We start from the raw sequence: 16,735 nt of genomic DNA, 5'->3' as shown, positions 1-16,735 counted from the left end.
GTCTCACAAGGACCTGCATGTCGTTCATCCACGCCAACTTGATCCACTTCATCGCCGCGCTCTGGTTCGTCATCTGCTGGGGCGGTTACACCCGTTATGCGACGTGGAAGGGCCGCGACACCGCGTGCCTGGCCAGCGTGCTGCACCTGTACCGCGAAGACTGGATGCGCCGCATGCTGCTGCGGGACAACCGCATCGCCGACGCCAGCGTAATCGGCAACCTGGAGCGCAACGCCTCGTTCTTCGCCTCCAGCACGCTGATTATCCTGGCAGGCATTCTCACGGTGCTCGGCGCATCTGAACGGGCGGTGTCGTTGCTCGCGGATATTCCCATGGTGCAGCAGGCGTCCCAGGGCATGTCGGAGATCAAGTTGCTGTGCCTGGCGCTGGTGTTTGTCTATGCGTTCTTCACCTTTAGTTGGTGCATGCGTCAGTACAACTTCGCGGCAATCCTGGTCGGTTCGGCACCGATGATCGGTGAGCGACACGTTTCCGAGCAGGAGCGCAAAGCCTTTGCGGCAAGGGCGGCGCGGGTGATTTCGATGGCGGCCAACCAGTTCAACTTCGGCCTGCGCTCCTACTACTTCGGCATGACCATGCTCGCGTGGTTCGTCAGCCCCTGGTTGTTCATGTTGATGAGTGCTGGCGTCGTGCTGGTGTTGTATCGCCGGGAGTTTCATTCCGACGTTCTCGACGTGATGGTCTATACCCCTACAGAGGCGCCATTGCCCGAAGCCAACAAAGAGGCCGCTTGATGAGTATTCCGTTCTGGTGTGTGTTTATCAGTGCATTGCTGATCTACGTGGCCCGCATGCCCGTGGCCAGGGCCATGAAAGAGCAGGGTGGCTACAACAACCACTTGCCGCGCCAGCAACAGGCGCAACTGACCGGCTTCGGTGCCCGCGCCGTGGCGGCCCATCAGAATTGTTTTGAAGCGTTCATATTATTTGCGGTGGGGGTGTTGATGGCGCACACCACGCAGACGGCAGGGTGGCTGATCGATTCGCTGGCGATCATCTTTGTAATCACGCGCATCCTCTATTTATTGTGTTATTGGGCGGATCTTGCCTGGCAGCGCAGTCTGGTGTGGTTGATCGGATTAGTCTGCTCGTTATTGCTGATGATTAGTCCGACTTTTAGAACCGTGTTGCTCTAAATCACCAACTAACAGGCAAAAGAAAACCCGCACATGGCGGGTTTTCTTTTGTCACGCTAAAAACTGTTTTAGTTTTTAGGTGCTTCAGCAGGAGCGGCTGGAGCCGACTCTTGAACAGCGGCTTTGTTCGATTCAGCCTGAGCTTTGGCAGCTTCGGCGTTTTCTTTCGCAGCGTCGTTCACTTTATCCTGAGCTTTGTTCATGTCTTGCTGAGCTTGCTCAGCATGTTGGTTGGCATCTTGAGCTTTGTCCTCGGATTTTTTATCGCAGGCAGCGAGACCGAGGGAAGCGGTCAACATCAAGGCAATAGCTAAAGTCTTACGCATGGGGTGTTTCTCCTTATGGAATATATCTACTGGCCTTTCGAGCACAGCCGTCATCGATAAGTTCCTCATTTCATACAGATATATAAGTTTTAAACGCGATGGAACTTTTGCCTGATTCATCTGAGGCTTTGTCGGGATACTAAGAAGGGATTTAACAAATGGCCGAAAACCCCGTTTTTGAGCGCGCAACACGATTCCTGTCGGCGTTGCGGCATTGCCAGGTGCTGGGCTTGCGCGTTCACAGCGCGAGTACTGACGGACTAACGGTCGTCCTGCCTTACAGCCCGCAAATCGTCGGTAACCCGCAAACCGGTGTCATTCACGGCGGCGCCCTGACGTCGTTGATGGACACCGCGTGCGGCATGTCCACCCTGTGCGTTTTGCCGGAATTCGAAGTCTGCCCGACCCTCGATTTGCGCATCGACTACATGCACGCCGCCGAACCTCATAAGGATGTCTACGGTTTCGCCCAATGCTACCGGGTCACCACCGACGTGATCTTCGCCCGAGGCTTCGCGTATCAGGACGACCCGGAGCAGCCCATCGCCCATGTCGTCGGCACCTTTATGCGCATGGGCAAGGGCATCAAGGGCACCAAAGGCTTTGGTGGCACTATCGCCGGAGGTGCGAAATGACTGACTCCTTCAAGGAACAACTCCAGCAGGCCCATGCGCAAGGGGACTACGCCTCGCTGCTGCACCTGATTCCCTACGCCAAGTTGATCGGCGTCGAATGTTCGCGGGTCGGTGATGAACTGCTGTTTCGCCTGCCGGCCAACAAGGACAACATTGGTAACCCTTTATTGCCGGCGATTCATGGCGGCGTGATTGCCGGGTTCATGGAGCTGTCTGCGGCGTTGCACCTGTTGATCTTCACCGGCTCGCCGGGTGTGCCGAAGATCATCGACTTCTCCCTCGATTACCTGCGCGCCGGGCAATTTCGCGATACCTGGGCTCGCTGCCAGGTGTGTCGGCAGGGGCGGCGGGTGGCCAACGTGGCGGTGACGGCCTGGCAAAGCACCGAATCCGAGCCGATTGCCACGGCCCGAGGCCATTTCAAAATCGAAGAGCCCTTGAAATCCTGAACTCAGCCCCAAACTCTGATGACAACCCGCCGTCGACCCTGAAGGTCGCGGCCACTGCCATCTGATTGGAGTTTGATGACCATGAGTGTGGAAACTCAAAAGGAAACCCTGGGCTTCCAGACCGAGGTGAAGCAACTGCTGCACCTCATGATCCATTCGCTGTATTCCAACAAGGAAATTTTCCTTCGCGAGTTGATCTCGAACGCCTCTGACGCTGTCGACAAATTACGTTTCGAAGCCCTGTCCAAGCCTGAGTTGCTGGAAGGTGGCGCCGAGCTGAAAATCCGTGTGAGCTTCGACAAGGACGCGAAAACCGTCACCCTCGAAGACAACGGTATCGGCATGAGCCGCGAAGACGCGATCACCCACCTGGGCACGATCGCCAAGTCCGGCACCGCTGATTTCATGAAACACCTGTCCGGCGATCAGAAGAAAGATTCGCACCTGATCGGTCAGTTCGGTGTGGGCTTCTACTCGGCATTCATCGTCGCTGACAAAGTCGACGTGTTCAGCCGTCGCGCCGGTGCTGCCGCTTCCGAAGGCGTGCATTGGTCGTCCAAGGGCGAAGGCGATTTTGAAGTTGCCACTGTCGACAAAGCCGAGCGCGGCACCCGTATCGTCCTGCACCTGAAGTCCGGTGAAGACGAGTTCGCCGATGGCTACCGTCTGCGTAACATCATCAAGAAGTACTCCGATCACATCGCTTTGCCGATCGAGTTGCCGAAAGAAGTGGCCGCCGCTGAGGGTGAAGAGAAGCCAGCCGTTGAGTGGGAAACCGTCAACCGCGCCAGCGCCCTGTGGACCCGTCCTCGCACCGAGATCAAGGACGAGGAATACCAGGAGTTCTACAAGCACATCGCGCATGACTTCGAAAACCCGCTGAGCTGGAGCCACAACAAAGTCGAAGGCAAGCTGGAATACAGCTCGCTGCTTTATGTACCGACCCGTGCTCCGTTCGATCTGTATCAGCGTGAAGCGCCGAAAGGCCTGAAGTTGTACGTGCAGCGCGTATTCGTAATGGATCAGGCCGAGTCGTTCCTGCCGCTGTACCTGCGCTTCATCAAAGGCGTGGTCGATTCCAACGACCTGTCGCTGAACGTGTCGCGGGAAATCCTGCAGAAAGACCCGATCATCGACTCCATGAAGTCGGCGCTGACCAAGCGTGTACTCGACATGCTGGAAAAACTGGCGAAGAACGAGCCTGAGCAATACAAAGGCTTCTGGAAAAACTTCGGCCAAGTGATGAAAGAAGGCCCGGCTGAAGATTTCGCCAACAAAGAGAAAATCGCTGGCCTGCTGCGTTTCGCATCCACTCAGGGCGAAGAAGGCGAGCAGGTTGTTGGCTTGGCTGACTACCTGGCTCGCGCCAAGGAAGGTCAGGACAAGATTTACTACCTGACCGGCGAAACCTACGCCCAAGTCAAAAACAGCCCGCACCTGGAAGTCTTCCGCAAGAAAGGCATCGAAGTGCTGCTGCTGACCGACCGCATCGACGAGTGGCTGATGAGCTACCTCAGCGACTTCGACGGCAAGAGCTTTGTCGACGTGGCACGCGGTGACCTGGACCTCGGCAACCTGGACTCGGAAGAGGACAAGAAAGCCGCGGAAGAAGTCGCCAAGTCCAAAGAAGGTCTGGTTGAGCGTCTGAAAACCGCACTGGGCGATTCCGTCGCTGAAGTACGGGTTTCCCACCGTCTGACCGATTCTCCGGCGATCCTGGCCATCGGTGAGCAGGACCTGGGCTTGCAGATGCGTCAGATCCTCGAAGCCAGCGGGCAGAAGGTTCCGGATTCGAAGCCGATCTTCGAATTCAACCCGGCTCACCCGCTGATCGAGAAACTCGACAACGAACAGAGCGACGAGCGCTTCGGCGACCTGTCGCACATCCTGTTCGATCAGGCAGCCCTGGCGGCCGGCGACAGCTTGAAAGACCCGGCAGCCTACGTGCGCCGTCTCAACAAGTTGCTGGTTGAACTGTCGGTTTAACTGAGCTGTACAAAAACCCGCTTCGGCGGGTTTTTTTATTCTTGAGTCTTAGGAGTTTGAGATGAGCCAAGTCACTGTGCGTTCCGTGGTCTATCAGCTAGATGGCCAGTCCTATGAAAGCCGTCTGGCTTTCGATGCCGACCATAAAGGCCCGCGCCCGGGTTTGCTGATGGCGCCGAACTGGATGGGCATCAGCGCCGGTGCCGAAGAGATCGCCAAGTCAGTGGCGGCTAAAGGCTATGTAGTCCTGATCGCGGACCTTTACGGTCAGTCGGTGCGTCCGCAGAACGGTGAAGAAGCAGGCGCGGCGATGATGCCGTTGAAGAATGATCGCGGTTTGCTGCGCCAGCGTATGCAGGCGGCTTTCGAGCAGTTGCAAGGGCAGGCCGACGTCGCGGTCGAAACCTCGAAACTGGCGACCTTCGGTTTCTGTTTTGGTGGTTGCTGCGCGCTGGAACTGGCTCGCAGCGGTGCGCCAGTGAAAGCGGCGGTGTCGTTCCATGGCTCGCTGGATACGCCGAATGTGGACGATGCGAAAAACATCAAGGGCTCGGTGCTGGTGCTGCACGGTGCGTCCGATCCATTGGTGCCGAAAGAGCAACTGCCAGCGTTTGAAGAAGAAATGAACGCAGCGGGCGTGGATTGGCAACTGCTGAGCTACGGCGGGGCGGTGCACTCGTTTACCGATCCGCACGCGAATGTGCCGGGCAAGATGATGTATGACGCGAAAACCGCAGGGCGGGCGTTTGTGTCGATGCATAACTTGCTGGATGAAGTGTTTAGCGGCTGATGATCGTTCTCTGACATTGGTGGTGTCAGGGCTGGCCTCTTCGCGAGCAAGCCCGCTCCCACATTTGGAATGAATTTCCCTGTGGGAGCGGGCTTGCTCGCGAAAGCGGTGTCACAGGCGCAAAAAATCCTAGGGCAATTCAATCCGCTCACTTTCCCCCGGCACCGTCGGCCAATCCCCGGCCGCCCAGCGTCGACGCGCTTCATCGATGGCCGCCGGATCGCTCGCGACAAAATTCCAGTTGATCCGCCGTGGTCCATCCAGCGGCGCGCCGCCGAACAGCACGGCGTGACAGTCGCTCTCGGCAAACAACGTCATCTCTTCCCCGACCGGCAACACCACAAGCGAATGCGGTTCTATCAACTCGCCATCGAGTTGCACCTCGCCGTCCAGCACATACAGTGCCCGCTCTTCATGCTCGGTAGGAATCAGCAGTGTCGTCGCGGTTTGCAGGTTCAGTTCGGCGTACAACGTAGGAGAAAGCACTGGCACCGGCGATTCCAGGCAAAAGCCTGACCCGGCGATCATGCGGATCTTCACGCCGAGGTTATCGCTGACCGGCAGCGTGGCAGCCGGATGATGGCTGTAATGCCCCGGGCCTTGCTCATGCTCCTTGGGCGACGCCAGCCAGATCTGCAAGCCATGCATCGTGAAGCCGCTGTCTTTCAGCGCTTCAGGCGTGCGTTCAACGTGGGCAATTGCGCTGCCCGCCGTCATCCAGCTGACGTCACCGGTGTCCACCACCTGATCGGAACCGAGGCTGTCCTTGTGCTGGATCTGCCCCTTGAACAAATAAGTCAGGGTCGACAGACCGATGTGCGGATGTTGGCGGATGTTCATGCCTTTGCCCGCCGGATAACGGGTTTCGAGCATGTGGTCGAAAAACACGAAAGGCCCGACGCTACGGCATTTGGCTGACGGCAACGGGCGAAGAATTGGCTGGCCTTCGACATCTTCGGCGCGGGGGCGGATCACGAGGGGCGTGTTCATGCTGCATTCCAGGCTGGGCGGGTAATGCGTGGAGCATAACCCGCCGCTGGCATCGTCGTAATTACTGGCTGTCGAAGCCCTGTGGCGCATGGGTTTCGATGGTGACGTCGGTAGTGGTCATCAGTTTATGAATCGGGCAACGGTCAGCGACTCGCAACAGCTCCGCGCGCTGGTCGTCGGTGAGCACACCCTTGAGCGTGAGGGTCACGTGCAGGGCATATTTGCCTTTCTGCTCTTCGCTGTTGTCGCGTTTGACCTCGACACCCACGCCGGTCAACGGGATGTCTTTCTTCTTGGCATACATTTTCAGCGTCAGCGCCTTACAGGCACCGAGGGCGGCGTCGAAGTAATCATGGGGTTCCGGCGCCGAGCCTTCGCCGCCGGCGGACTTCGGTACATCGGCAAACAATTCGTGGTCATCGATCTGGACAGTGTGACGAAAGCCTTCACTGGAAACGGTATTGACGGTAACAGTCATGGGAAACCTCTTCGGCAGTAGGAAAAGTCATTCGAGCAAAAACGGACCCTGAAGGTATAGAGCATTCGTGCTGTGCTGCGTTCCACTTTCTTGCGGGATGAACCCTGATTGGCGCGGCGAGGTCTATGGGGCTCATGTCATTGGAGAATGCCCGTGCCTCGGATCCGCTTGAGTCTCGCCTGGTGGTTGGTGCTTTGCAGTTCATACGCGGACGCCCGCGACTATGCCTACAGCGATGCGCACCTGCATTACGTGGACTTCTTCCAGGAAACCGCGGGAATGCCTGCCTTGCTCAAGTCGATGGCTGACAGCTCCATCGATCACGTGATGATTTCCGGCATCCCGGTAGCGAAGAAATGGCACGAAGACGAACCCAAACGCCCGCGTTACTACGCCGGTGACGACGCCGATGCCTATTGGTACAGCGCGACCGACGTGATTGTCGCCGCTGCGGTGAACAAGCTCACGCCGGAGCAGCGTCAGCGTTTTCACCCGTTTCTGTCAGGCTTCAACCCCAACGATAAAAACTCCGAGGCGCACATCCAGCGCATGCTCGATCTCAATCCGGGGTTGTGGCAGGGCATCGGCGAAGTCTTCACCCGGCACGATGACCTGACGGCGCTGACGTCGGGTGATACGCCGCGGGCCAATAACGAGGCGATGACGCGGATCTATCACCTCGCCGCCGAAAACGACCTGCCGGTGATGCTGCATTCGAACATCACCTCCAAGCGTGAGAAAAATCCGCTGTACCTGGCTGAAATGGAAGAGCCGTTGCGTAATCACCCGCACACCCGATTTATCTGGGCGCATGCCGGCACCAGCGTAGAAATCCATCGGCACCAGACGCAGCTGGATTTTCTGTTGCCGACGTTGACCCGGATGCTTGAGGCGTACCCGAATCTGTTCATCGACCTGTCCTGGAGCATGCTCACGCCCTATCTGCTGGATGAGCAGGGCAAGCCACGGGACGAATGGCTGAAACTGGTAGAACGCTATCCCGAACGTTTCATGCTGGGGTCGGATGTCGTAGGACGCTTCGATAAGTTGGGTAAGGAAATGCGCAGCTTCGACCCGTTTCTCGATGCGTTGCCGGAAGATGTTGCGAGAAAAGTCGCGCGAGATAATTTTCTAGCCGTGCTGCCGAAATCTGCGCGCTGAATCGTTCCCGCCGGACGATAGAAGTAGCAAGGCGTTTTGATATCACGTTTTGGTCTTACGCAAATTTTCTCCAGGCCGATACCTTCTAAAGCAACCCGCTGCAGGGATATGCAGTGCATTTTTGGAAGGAACCAGAGCGATGAGCATCCGCAGTCTCAATATTGCCCCGCGCGCGAGCCTGGGTTTTGGCCTGTTGGCGTTGATGGTATTTGGCTTGGGCGCGTTTGCTCTGGCGCAAATGTCGAACATGCGCGCCCAGTCCGATCAGGTCGATAACAACTGGCTGCCCAGCGTGATGGCGGTCGGGGAGATGAGTCAGGACATGCTGCGGCTGCGTGCCCTGACCATGCGTCTGCTGATCAACCGCGACCCGGCGGCGCTGGCGCAGAACGTCGGCAAACTGAATGAACTCAAAGGCGTGCTCGGCGATGCGCAACAGCGCTACAACGCGTTGATCGTGCTGCCCGAGGAGCGTTCGCTGTTCGATCGCTTCAAGGCCTCGGAGCAAAAGTACCTGCAATTTCAGGGGCAGGTGATGATCCTGTCTGCCCAGGGCCGGATCGAAGACGCGGCGGCTATCGTCAATGGCGAGATGAGCCCGTTGGCCGACGAAATCGCGGTCACCCTCAAATCCCTGGTGGAACTGAACAAACGCAACGCCAACCTGGCCACCGAGGCGGCGCGTCTGGTGTTCAGCAACTCGCGGGTGTGGGTTGGGGTGATGGTCGCGCTGGCCGCGTTGATGACCATTGGCCTGGCCTTGCTGCTGACGCGCAGCATTGTGTTGCCGTTGTCTCAGTCGTTGCGGGTGGCCGAAGTGGTGGCGGGCGGTGATCTGACCGGCGACATCTGCATCAGCGGCAAGGACGAACCGGCGCGGCTGTTGCACGCGCTCAAGAGCATGCAGCAAAGCCTGCGCGACACCATTCGGCGTATCTCCGACTCGTCCAGCCAATTGGCCTCGGCCTCGGAAGAGCTCAGTTGCGTCACGGAAGACGCGACCCGTGGCCTGCATCAGCAGAGCCTGGAAATCGAGCAGGCCGCCACAGCGGTGAATCAGATGACCGCAGCGGTGGAGGAAGTGGCGAGCAACGCGGTGGCCACTTCCGAAGCGTCCCGGGAATCTGACCGGATCGCCCAGCATGGCCGCGCGCAGGTGCATCAGACCGTGCAGTCCATTGAGTCCCTGGCGGACGATGTGACGGCCAATGCCAGTCAGGTTGAGGATTTGGCGCAGAAGGTCTACGGGATCAGCAAGGTGCTGGATGTGATTCGATCGATTGCCGAGCAGACCAATCTGCTGGCCCTGAACGCGGCGATTGAAGCGGCACGTGCTGGCGATGCCGGGCGCGGTTTTGCCGTGGTAGCGGATGAGGTGCGAGCGCTGGCGCACCGGACGCAGCAATCGACTCAGGAAATCGAGCAGATGATCAGTGGCATCCAGCAAGGTACCGATTCTGCCGTCAGCTCGATGCAGCAGAGCAATAGCCGCGCGCGTTCGACCCTGGAAGTGGCGAAAGCCGCGGGCGTGGCGCTGGAGGAGATTGCCTCGGCGTTCACCTTGATCAACGAGCGCAACATCGTGATCGCCAGTGCCTCGGAGGAACAGGCGGCGGTGGCGCGGGAGGTGGATCGCAATTTGATGAACATCCGCGACCTGGCGTTGCAGACCTCGGCGGGGGCGAACCAGACCAGTGCGGCGAGCCAGGAGTTGTCGCGGTTGGCGGTGGACTTGAACAGCATGGTGGCGCGGTTTTCGGTCTAGTTTGTCAGTAAAGAACACCACTGAACCCTGTGGGAGCGGGCTTGCTCGCGAAAGCGGTGTGTCAGACAACATCAATGCTTAATGTCACACCGCATTCGCGAGCAAGCCCGCTCCCACAAGGTACTGCATCTTTTTCCAAGGCAAAAAAAGCCCCGCAATCGCGGGGCTTTTCGTGTCGAGCCGGATCAGCTGCCTTTGACAGCCTTGCCGTTGACCGTACCGTCCAGGAGCATGATGTTGTACTCCTTGCCGTCGGTTTCAACCTGTTGCAGACGGACCAGCAGGTAATCCCAATCCTTGGCGAACCACATCACGGTGATGCGCTTGCTTTGTGTCGGGTCGCGCACGCGCTCGACCTTGATCGCATCGATCTGGCCAGCTTTGGTGTCGACTTTTTCCGAACCCAGCACGCGGAAGTCATAGGTATCGACTTCGCCGTCATCGACGACCTGGTAGCTCATGCTCTTCTTGCCAGCGGCCACATCGTGTTGCAGGGCCAACTGATAAGTGGATTTGTCGACCATGCCGCGGTTGAGCGGGATCTTGACCGCGTCACCACGATCGGTGCCGGTGACCATTTTGGTGGACCAGTCGAAGTCCAGGTCAGCCTTCTTGGCTTTACCCAGGCCGCCACGTTCGAAGTGGTAGGACTGCGGCAGCAACGTGTCTTTGTCCAGGGTCAGGGTGCTTTGTTCGGACAGGCTGGCGATCATCATCGACGCCTTGAAGCTGAGAGTCCAAACGCCGTTGGCGCCCTTGGTCAGACTGCGCTCGGCAGTGCCACTCATGGGCAGCTGTTTCCAGTCGGCGGTGTAGCTGGCGGAGAAAGGTTGAAGGTCTGCGGCCTGTGCGAAGGGCAGGGCGAGCAGAGCGCAAGCGAAGAGCAAGGCGCGACGCATAATATCTCCTAGGTTCGAATCAAGTGGCCGCTGGCCGCGAGTAACGTGTCATCCAGTAAAGCACCGTGTTCGCCGAGGGACAGACGACCTTCGGCAAACCAGCGTACGGCCATCGGGTAGATCAGGTGTTCCTGAACGTGGACCCGCTGCGCCAGACTCTGCGGCGAATCGTGCAACTCTACCGGTATTACTGCCTGTACGACCAGTGGTCCGCCATCGAGTTCCTCGGTGACGAAGTGCACGGAGCAGCCGTGCTCGGTGTCGCCGGCCTCCAAAGCGCGCTGATGAGTGTGTAACCCTTTGTATTTGGGTAGCAGCGAGGGATGGATATTAAGCAGGCGACCCTGGTAGTGACGCACGAAACCTGCGCTGAGAATGCGCATGAAGCCGGCGAGTACCACGAGTTTGGGGTTGAAGGCGTCGATCAGTTCGATCAGCGCGGCATCGAAGGCTTCGCGGCCTTCGAAAGCCTTGTGATCCAGGGAGCGGGTGTCGATACCCGCATCCCTGGCGCGTTGCAGGCCGAAGGCGTCGGCGCGGTTGGAAATCACCGCAGCGATGCGGACCGGGCTGTCGCCGGTCCGCGTGCTGTCGATCAAGGCCTGCAAGTTACTGCCGGTGCCGGAGAGCAGCACCACGACATCACAGGTGGCGGACATTAGTGCGCCTTAAGGTTCTTCAGTTCGACCTGAGCCGCGCCTTCGGCAGCGGTGGAGATCTGGCCGATGACCCAAGGCTGCTCGCCGGCTTCACGCAACACGTTCAGCGCGGTTTCAACGTGCTCTTGAGCCACGCAGATGACCATGCCGACGCCGCAGTTCAGCACGCGGTGCATTTCGTTTTCGTCGACGTTGCCTTTTTCTTGCAGCCAGTCGAACACCGCAGGGCGGGTCCAGCTCGCGACGTCAACCACGGCTTGAGCGCCTTTTGGCAGAACGCGCGGGATGTTGTCCAGCAGGCCGCCACCGGTGATGTGGGCCATGGCTTTGACCGCGCCGGTTTCCTTGATCAGCTTGAGCAGCGGCTTCACGTAGATACGGGTCGGAGCCATCAGCAGGTCGGTCAGCGGTTTGCCGTCGAGCTGGATGTTTTCGATGTCGGCACCCGACACTTCGATGATCTTGCGGATCAGCGAGTAGCCGTTGGAGTGCGGACCGGAAGACGGCAGGGCGAGCAGGGCATCGCCGGCAGCGACTTTGGAACCGTCGATGATTTCGGATTTTTCCACGACGCCAACGCAGAAGCCGGCCAGGTCGTAGTCTTCGCCTTCGTACATGCCAGGCATTTCAGCGGTTTCGCCGCCGACCAGGGAGCAGCCGGACAGTTCGCAGCCTGCACCGATGCCGGTCACGACCTGAGTCGCGGTTTCGACGTTGAGTTTGCCGGTGGCATAGTAGTCGAGGAAGAACAGCGGCTCGGCGCCGCATACCACCAGGTCGTTGACGCACATGGCGACCAGGTCGATGCCGATGCTGTCGTGTTTGTTCAGGTTCAGCGCCAGGCGCAGCTTGGTGCCGACGCCGTCAGTACCGGAAACCAGCACTGGCTGCTTGTAGCCGGCCGGGATTTCGCAGAGGGCGCCGAAACCGCCCAGGCCGCCCATGACTTCCGGGCGCGCAGTGCGCTTGGCGACGCTCTTGATGCGTTCGACCAATGCTTCACCGGCGTCGATGTCTACACCGGCGTCCTTGTAGCTCAGGGAGGGTTGCTTGCTCATGATCCAGGCCTTTAGGGGGGATTCAGGGGTAACGACCGAGTCCAGTGGGACCGCCGAAACAAACGAAGGCGAGTGCCTTGCGTGAGTTCCAGGGTGCCCGGCTGTTGCCGGTCTGCGAAGGCGCGCGATTTTATCAGGCTTGAGAGGCAGCGGCCATCCTCGCGCCGACGGCAGGGGCATATCGGCCGAAAAAAACCGTTATTGCCCGTGTTGGTCGCCTCCCTCATGCCTGTATAAGGTATCGCCATTAACCGTCTATCGTTAGGACAGTGCCAAAAACTTATCGGGGTCGGGTGAATGTTTTGCCCAGGGCGGTGGTCACAGCCTTGCTCAACACGTTCACGCGGCCAGTTCCAGCCGCTCTTGTCGTCAGGAATCTTCCATGCGTTTTTTCTCCAAATATTTAGTTGCCGGTTGTTTGTCGCTTTTCAGCCTGGCAAGTCATGCCGAAACCGTGAAAGGCCTTTATCAGGTGCGTCAGCCTGTCAGCAGTCAGAGTCCCGAGGTGCGCGACCAAGCGACCCAGGAGGCACTGGATACGCTGGTGTTGCGCTTGACCGGCGATCCCAAGGCTGCGCAAAACCCGGGGCTGGCGGCGATCCGCAAGGACCCGCAACAAATCATCAGTCAGTACGGTTTTGACGCCGGGCCGCCGGAAGTGCTGAAGGTCGATTTCGACCCGGCCACCACCGAGCAGGCGCTGCGTCGTGCCGGGCTGTCATTGTGGGGCGCGAATCGGCCGTCGATCTTGGGTTGGTGGCTGAACGACTCCGCCGAGGGTTCAAGCCTGGTCGGCGACGGTCAGGCCACTGCCGCGCCATTGCGTCGCGCGGCCCAACACCGTGGTTTGCCGTTGCGCTTGCCGCTGGCGGACTTGAGTGAGCAACTGGTCGCTACAGCGCCGAATCTTGAAGGGACGGATGCGGCGCCATTGCGTGGCGCATCTGAACGTTATAACGCTGACGCCTTGCTCGCGGTGCATGCCCGGGAAGAGGGTGGCCAATGGCAGGCCAAGTGGCATTTGTGGCTCGGCGACCAGAAGGAAGCCGGCACGGTGCAGGGCGCGGATCAGGCCGCTGTGGCCGATGCGGTGATGCTGGCGGTTGCTGAGCGCATGGCGCCGCGCTTTGTGGTCAAGGCCGGTGCTTCGAGCGAACAGTTGCTCGAAGTGCAGGGCATGAATCTGGAGCGCTACGCGTCGCTGGGGCGTTTGCTGGATCCGTTTGGCGGGCGACTGGTCAGCGTCGATGGCGATCGTATTGTTTATCGGGTCAATGGCAGCGCCGAGCAATTGCGCTCGCAGTTGTCGTTGGCGAAGTTGCAGGAGGTTCCGGCCGGTGAAGCGTCGGCGCCTGTCGCACCGGTTCAACCGGCCGAAGGTTCGGCACCGGTTGTAGCGCCCGCTCCGGCACCCGTGCCGCAGCTGCGATTCCGTTGGTAAGGTTTTCTTTCTTTATATAGAAGCATAGGGAGTTGTACATGGCCGATACGCGGCGTTGGTTCTGGTTGGGTGGGGTGGTCCTGCTCTGCGCGTTTGTCTGGCTATTGCATCCGATCCTGACGCCATTTCTGGTGGCGCTGTTGTTGGCCTATCTGTTCGATCCTTTGGTGGATCGCCTGGAGAAGGCCGGCCTGTCGCGAACCTGGGGTGTGGTGGCGGTGTTTGCGCTGTTTACCCTGATCTTCACGACCTTGCTGTTGGTGCTGGTGCCAATGCTCGCCAAGCAGTTGTTCCGCTTGTACGAACTGGCGCCGCAGATGCTCGACTGGTTGCAGCACACGGCGCTGCCATGGGCGCAGTCGAAATTCGGCCTGTCGGATAACTTCTGGAAGTTCGACAAGCTCAAGGCTGCCATCAGCGAGCACATGGGCCAGACCACCGACATTGTCGGCGTGGTGCTGAGCCAGGCGACGGCTTCCGGGCTGGCGTTGATCGGCTGGCTGGCCAACCTGGTGCTGATCCCGGTGGTGAGTTTCTACCTGCTGCGCGACTGGGACCTGATGATGGCGAAGATCCGCAGCCTGTTGCCCCGTGATCGAGAAGAGCACGTGGTGTCGCTGGCCGGTGAATGCCATGAAGTGCTCGGCGCATTTGTGCGCGGGCAATTGCTGGTGATGCTGGCGCTGGGCGTGATCTATGCCGCAGGCCTGATGCTGGTCGGGTTGGAACTGGGCCTGTTGATCGGCCTGATTGCCGGTCTGGCGGCGATCGTGCCGTACATGGGTTTCGTGATCGGGATTGGCGCGGCATTGATTGCCGGTCTGTTCCAGTTCCATGGCGATCTGTATCCCATGCTCGGTATCGTGGCGGTATTCATGGTCGGTCAGGCGCTGGAAGGCATGGTGCTGACGCCATTGCTGGTCGGGGACCGAATCGGCCTGCACCCGGTGGCGGTGATTTTCGCCATTCTGGCCGGTGGCGAGCTGTTCGGTTTCACCGGTGTGCTTCTGGCCTTGCCGGTGGCGGCGGTGATCATGGTACTTGTGCGCCATCTGCATGATTTGTATAAAGATTCAGATGTGTACAGTGGGATGGATGAGCCCGAGCTGTAAAACTGTCTGATATCCCTTAACGGGCGGCCTGGTTACGTGCCAGGCTGGCCCGCTTCTTTCTATTGGCTGTCACATGCACCGCCAAAGAATCTGTCACAAAACCAGTGCGTTAACGCAAACCTTTGATTTTGCTTGTGGTCTGCCGCATTGTGCGGGCTGCCCCACGGGTATAAACTTCGCAAACTTTACATAGAGGCCACTAACGGTTCCTTTGGAACTGTTCAGTCAGCATGAAACCGATTCAGCTGCCCCTAGGTGTGCGTCTGCGTGATGACGCTACCTTTATCAATTACTACCCAGGCGCCAATGCCGCTGCACTCGGCTATGTCGAGCGGCTATGCGAAGCCGACGCCGGCTGGACCGAAAGCCTGATTTACCTCTGGGGCAAGGACGGGGTAGGGCGCACGCACTTGTTGCAGGCCGCTTGCCTGCGGTTCGAGCAGATGGGCGAACCGGCGGTGTACTTGCCGCTCGCCGAGTTGCTGGATCGCGGCATCGAGATTCTCGACAACCTCGAACAATACGAACTGGTCTGCCTCGATGACTTGCAGGCCGTCGCCGGTCGCGCGGATTGGGAAGAGGCGCTGTTCCACCTGTTCAATCGGCTACGTGACAGCGGTCGACGCTTGCTGATCGCCGCTTCGACCTCGCCGCGTGAACTGCCGGTGAAGCTGGCGGATCTCAAATCACGTTTGACCCTGGCGCTGATCTTCCAGATGCGCCCACTTTCGGACGAAGATAAATTGCGCGCGCTGCAATTGCGCGCCTCCCGTCGCGGATTGCACCTGACGGACGAAGTCGGGCATTTTATTTTGACCCGTGGCACCCGCAGCATGAGTGCGCTTTTCGAGCTGCTTGAACGTCTCGATCAGGCTTCGCTGCAAGCTCAGCGCAAGCTGACGATCCCATTTCTGAAAGAGACTTTAGGCTGGTAAACCAAGGCTTTTAGCGGCTTTTGGCATATTCCAGGCGCCAGAAAATCCGCTTTCCTGCATGGCTGCAGGCTGCGTCAAGATTCAGAACGGGTTTAAGCGCTTAGATGTAAACGAGAAACCGGGAAGTCACATTAAGTTCGATTGAATTTGCAAATGAGGTTGATAGCGGGCATAGTCTCGGCTTCTTTACAACTATCAGCCACGGTCGTGCCCATGCTAAATCGCTTCGCACCCCTCGTGCCTCTCGCACTCGTCACCCTGTTGTTCGGTTGCGCTGCTCACTCCCCAGTGACTCAGCAAGAGCAACAACAGCAGGTTAAAAACTCTGTTACCGCCCAATCTTCCGTCCTGTATCAGGACACTCTTTTCCAGGAAGAAACGGCCACCGAAAAAGAACTGGCCAGCTTCGCCGACGGCAAGTCTTACCAGCTTCCGGTCCTTGCTGACAGCATCCTCGAACGCGGCATGTCCCTGATCGGTACTCGTTACCGTTTCGGCGGTACCTCTGAAGCCGGTTTCGACTGCAGCGGCTTCATCGGCTACCTGTTCCGCGAAGAGGCCGGCATGAACCTGCCGCGCTCCACTCGCGAAATGATCAACGTGGACGCCCCGCTGGTTTCGCGCAACAATCTCAAGCCCGGTGATCTGCTGTTCTTCGCCACCAATGGTCGTCGCGGTCGTGTCAGTCACGCCGGGATTTACCTCGGTGATGACCAGTTCATCCACTCCAGCAGCCGCAAAAGCGGTGGCGTGCGAGTCGATAGCCTGGGCGACAGCTACTGGAGCAAAACCTTCATCGAAGCCAAGCGCGCACTTGCGATGGCCCCGACTGTGGTCACCGCTCGCAAGTAAGCACACTTTATGTAAGGCGAACTTAAAGTCTTACTTGAAGTTT

At 58.8% G+C, this 16,735-nt stretch carries 18 protein-coding genes; 12 read left to right on the top strand and 6 right to left on the bottom strand.

Features of this window, described 5'->3' with window-relative positions; all coding sequences use genetic code 11:
* Window positions 1-17: 17 nt before the first annotated feature.
* Window positions 18-755 (top strand): DUF599 domain-containing protein, encoded by a 738-nt coding sequence (locus tag NK667_RS18835; RefSeq protein WP_054615724.1) that lies wholly within the window; start codon window positions 18-20, stop codon window positions 753-755.
* Window positions 755-1,156 (top strand): MAPEG family protein, encoded by a 402-nt coding sequence (locus tag NK667_RS18830; RefSeq protein WP_054049470.1) that lies wholly within the window; start codon window positions 755-757, stop codon window positions 1,154-1,156. The genes NK667_RS18835 and NK667_RS18830 overlap by 1 nt, the downstream gene beginning before the upstream one ends.
* Window positions 1,157-1,224: 68 nt before the next feature.
* Here the strand turns inward: NK667_RS18830 and NK667_RS18825 are convergent, their stop codons facing one another.
* Window positions 1,225-1,482: a hypothetical protein gene (locus NK667_RS18825; RefSeq protein WP_054049624.1), complete on the bottom strand. Its 258-nt coding sequence runs from the start codon at window positions 1,480-1,482 to the stop codon at window positions 1,225-1,227.
* Window positions 1,483-1,640: 158 nt separating this feature from the next.
* Here NK667_RS18825 and NK667_RS18820 point away from each other — a divergent pair, with 158 nt between their 5' ends.
* From NK667_RS18820 to NK667_RS18805, 4 genes are all read left to right on the top strand, one after another.
* Window positions 1,641-2,117, top strand: coding sequence for a PaaI family thioesterase (locus NK667_RS18820; RefSeq protein ID WP_054049472.1), 477 nt, complete (start codon window positions 1,641-1,643; stop codon window positions 2,115-2,117).
* Window positions 2,114-2,566 (top strand): PaaI family thioesterase, encoded by a 453-nt coding sequence (locus NK667_RS18815; protein WP_054615723.1) that lies wholly within the window; start codon window positions 2,114-2,116, stop codon window positions 2,564-2,566. The genes NK667_RS18820 and NK667_RS18815 overlap by 4 nt, the downstream gene beginning before the upstream one ends.
* Before the next feature lie 81 nt (window positions 2,567-2,647).
* Entirely contained in the window at window positions 2,648-4,552 is a 1,905-nt protein-coding gene (gene htpG, locus NK667_RS18810; RefSeq protein ID WP_054616301.1) for a molecular chaperone HtpG, read from the top strand.
* Between the two features lie 61 nt (window positions 4,553-4,613).
* A complete protein-coding gene (locus NK667_RS18805; protein WP_054615722.1) occupies window positions 4,614-5,342 on the top strand; it encodes a dienelactone hydrolase family protein in 729 nt (242 codons plus the stop codon).
* A 129-nt stretch (window positions 5,343-5,471) separates the two neighbouring features.
* On the opposite strand, the gene NK667_RS18800 is transcribed toward NK667_RS18805, so the two are convergent.
* Both NK667_RS18800 and NK667_RS18795 read right to left on the bottom strand, forming a co-directional pair.
* Entirely contained in the window at window positions 5,472-6,332 is an 861-nt protein-coding gene (locus NK667_RS18800; RefSeq protein WP_054615721.1) for a pirin family protein, read from the bottom strand.
* Between the two features lie 61 nt (window positions 6,333-6,393).
* Entirely contained in the window at window positions 6,394-6,810 is a 417-nt protein-coding gene (locus NK667_RS18795; protein WP_054049480.1) for an OsmC family protein, read from the bottom strand.
* 147 nt (window positions 6,811-6,957) lie between these two features.
* Between NK667_RS18795 and NK667_RS18790 the strand changes: the two genes are divergently transcribed.
* Both NK667_RS18790 and NK667_RS18785 read left to right on the top strand, forming a co-directional pair.
* Window positions 6,958-7,971, top strand: a complete 1,014-nt coding sequence (locus NK667_RS18790; RefSeq protein ID WP_283777322.1) for an amidohydrolase family protein — start codon at window positions 6,958-6,960, stop codon at window positions 7,969-7,971.
* A 139-nt stretch (window positions 7,972-8,110) separates the two neighbouring features.
* Entirely contained in the window at window positions 8,111-9,736 is a 1,626-nt protein-coding gene (locus tag NK667_RS18785; RefSeq protein WP_054049483.1) for a methyl-accepting chemotaxis protein, read from the top strand.
* Window positions 9,737-9,921: 185 nt separating this feature from the next.
* Here the strand turns inward: NK667_RS18785 and NK667_RS18780 are convergent, their stop codons facing one another.
* Genes NK667_RS18780 through purM form a run of 3 tightly spaced genes read right to left on the bottom strand, consistent with a single transcriptional unit; the run spans window position 9,922 to window position 12,352 of the window.
* The gene (locus tag NK667_RS18780; RefSeq protein ID WP_054049485.1) at window positions 9,922-10,635 is read right to left on the bottom strand and encodes a DUF3108 domain-containing protein; all 714 of its coding nucleotides are present in this window, start codon (window positions 10,633-10,635) and stop codon (window positions 9,922-9,924) included.
* 8 nt (window positions 10,636-10,643) lie between these two features.
* The gene (gene purN, locus NK667_RS18775; protein ID WP_054049487.1) at window positions 10,644-11,294 is read right to left on the bottom strand and encodes a phosphoribosylglycinamide formyltransferase; all 651 of its coding nucleotides are present in this window, start codon (window positions 11,292-11,294) and stop codon (window positions 10,644-10,646) included.
* The gene (gene purM / locus NK667_RS18770; RefSeq protein WP_008148639.1) at window positions 11,294-12,352 is read right to left on the bottom strand and encodes a phosphoribosylformylglycinamidine cyclo-ligase; all 1,059 of its coding nucleotides are present in this window, start codon (window positions 12,350-12,352) and stop codon (window positions 11,294-11,296) included. Before purM ends, purN begins: the two co-directional genes overlap by 1 nt.
* A gap of 382 nt (window positions 12,353-12,734) precedes the next feature.
* On the opposite strand from purM, the gene NK667_RS18765 reads away from it, so the two are divergent.
* The 4 genes from NK667_RS18765 to NK667_RS18750 all read left to right on the top strand — a co-directional run bounded on the left by NK667_RS18765 (window position 12,735) and on the right by NK667_RS18750 (window position 16,692).
* Entirely contained in the window at window positions 12,735-13,793 is a 1,059-nt protein-coding gene (locus NK667_RS18765) for a DUF2066 domain-containing protein (protein ID WP_054615720.1), read from the top strand.
* 38 nt (window positions 13,794-13,831) lie between these two features.
* A complete protein-coding gene (locus NK667_RS18760) occupies window positions 13,832-14,905 on the top strand; it encodes an AI-2E family transporter (RefSeq protein ID WP_054049491.1) in 1,074 nt (357 codons plus the stop codon).
* 230 nt (window positions 14,906-15,135) lie between these two features.
* Window positions 15,136-15,840: a DnaA regulatory inactivator Hda gene (hda, locus tag NK667_RS18755; RefSeq protein ID WP_054049492.1), complete on the top strand. Its 705-nt coding sequence runs from the start codon at window positions 15,136-15,138 to the stop codon at window positions 15,838-15,840.
* Between the two features lie 213 nt (window positions 15,841-16,053).
* Window positions 16,054-16,692: a C40 family peptidase gene (locus tag NK667_RS18750; RefSeq protein WP_054049494.1), complete on the top strand. Its 639-nt coding sequence runs from the start codon at window positions 16,054-16,056 to the stop codon at window positions 16,690-16,692.
* Window positions 16,693-16,735 lie beyond the last annotated feature (43 nt).

It is taken from the genome of Pseudomonas nunensis (assembly GCF_024296925.1).
Classification (GTDB): Bacteria; Pseudomonadota; Gammaproteobacteria; order Pseudomonadales; family Pseudomonadaceae; genus Aquipseudomonas; species Aquipseudomonas nunensis.
The sequence above is the reverse complement of the archived record's forward strand: the minus strand, read 5'-3'. Positions and strand labels throughout refer to the sequence as shown.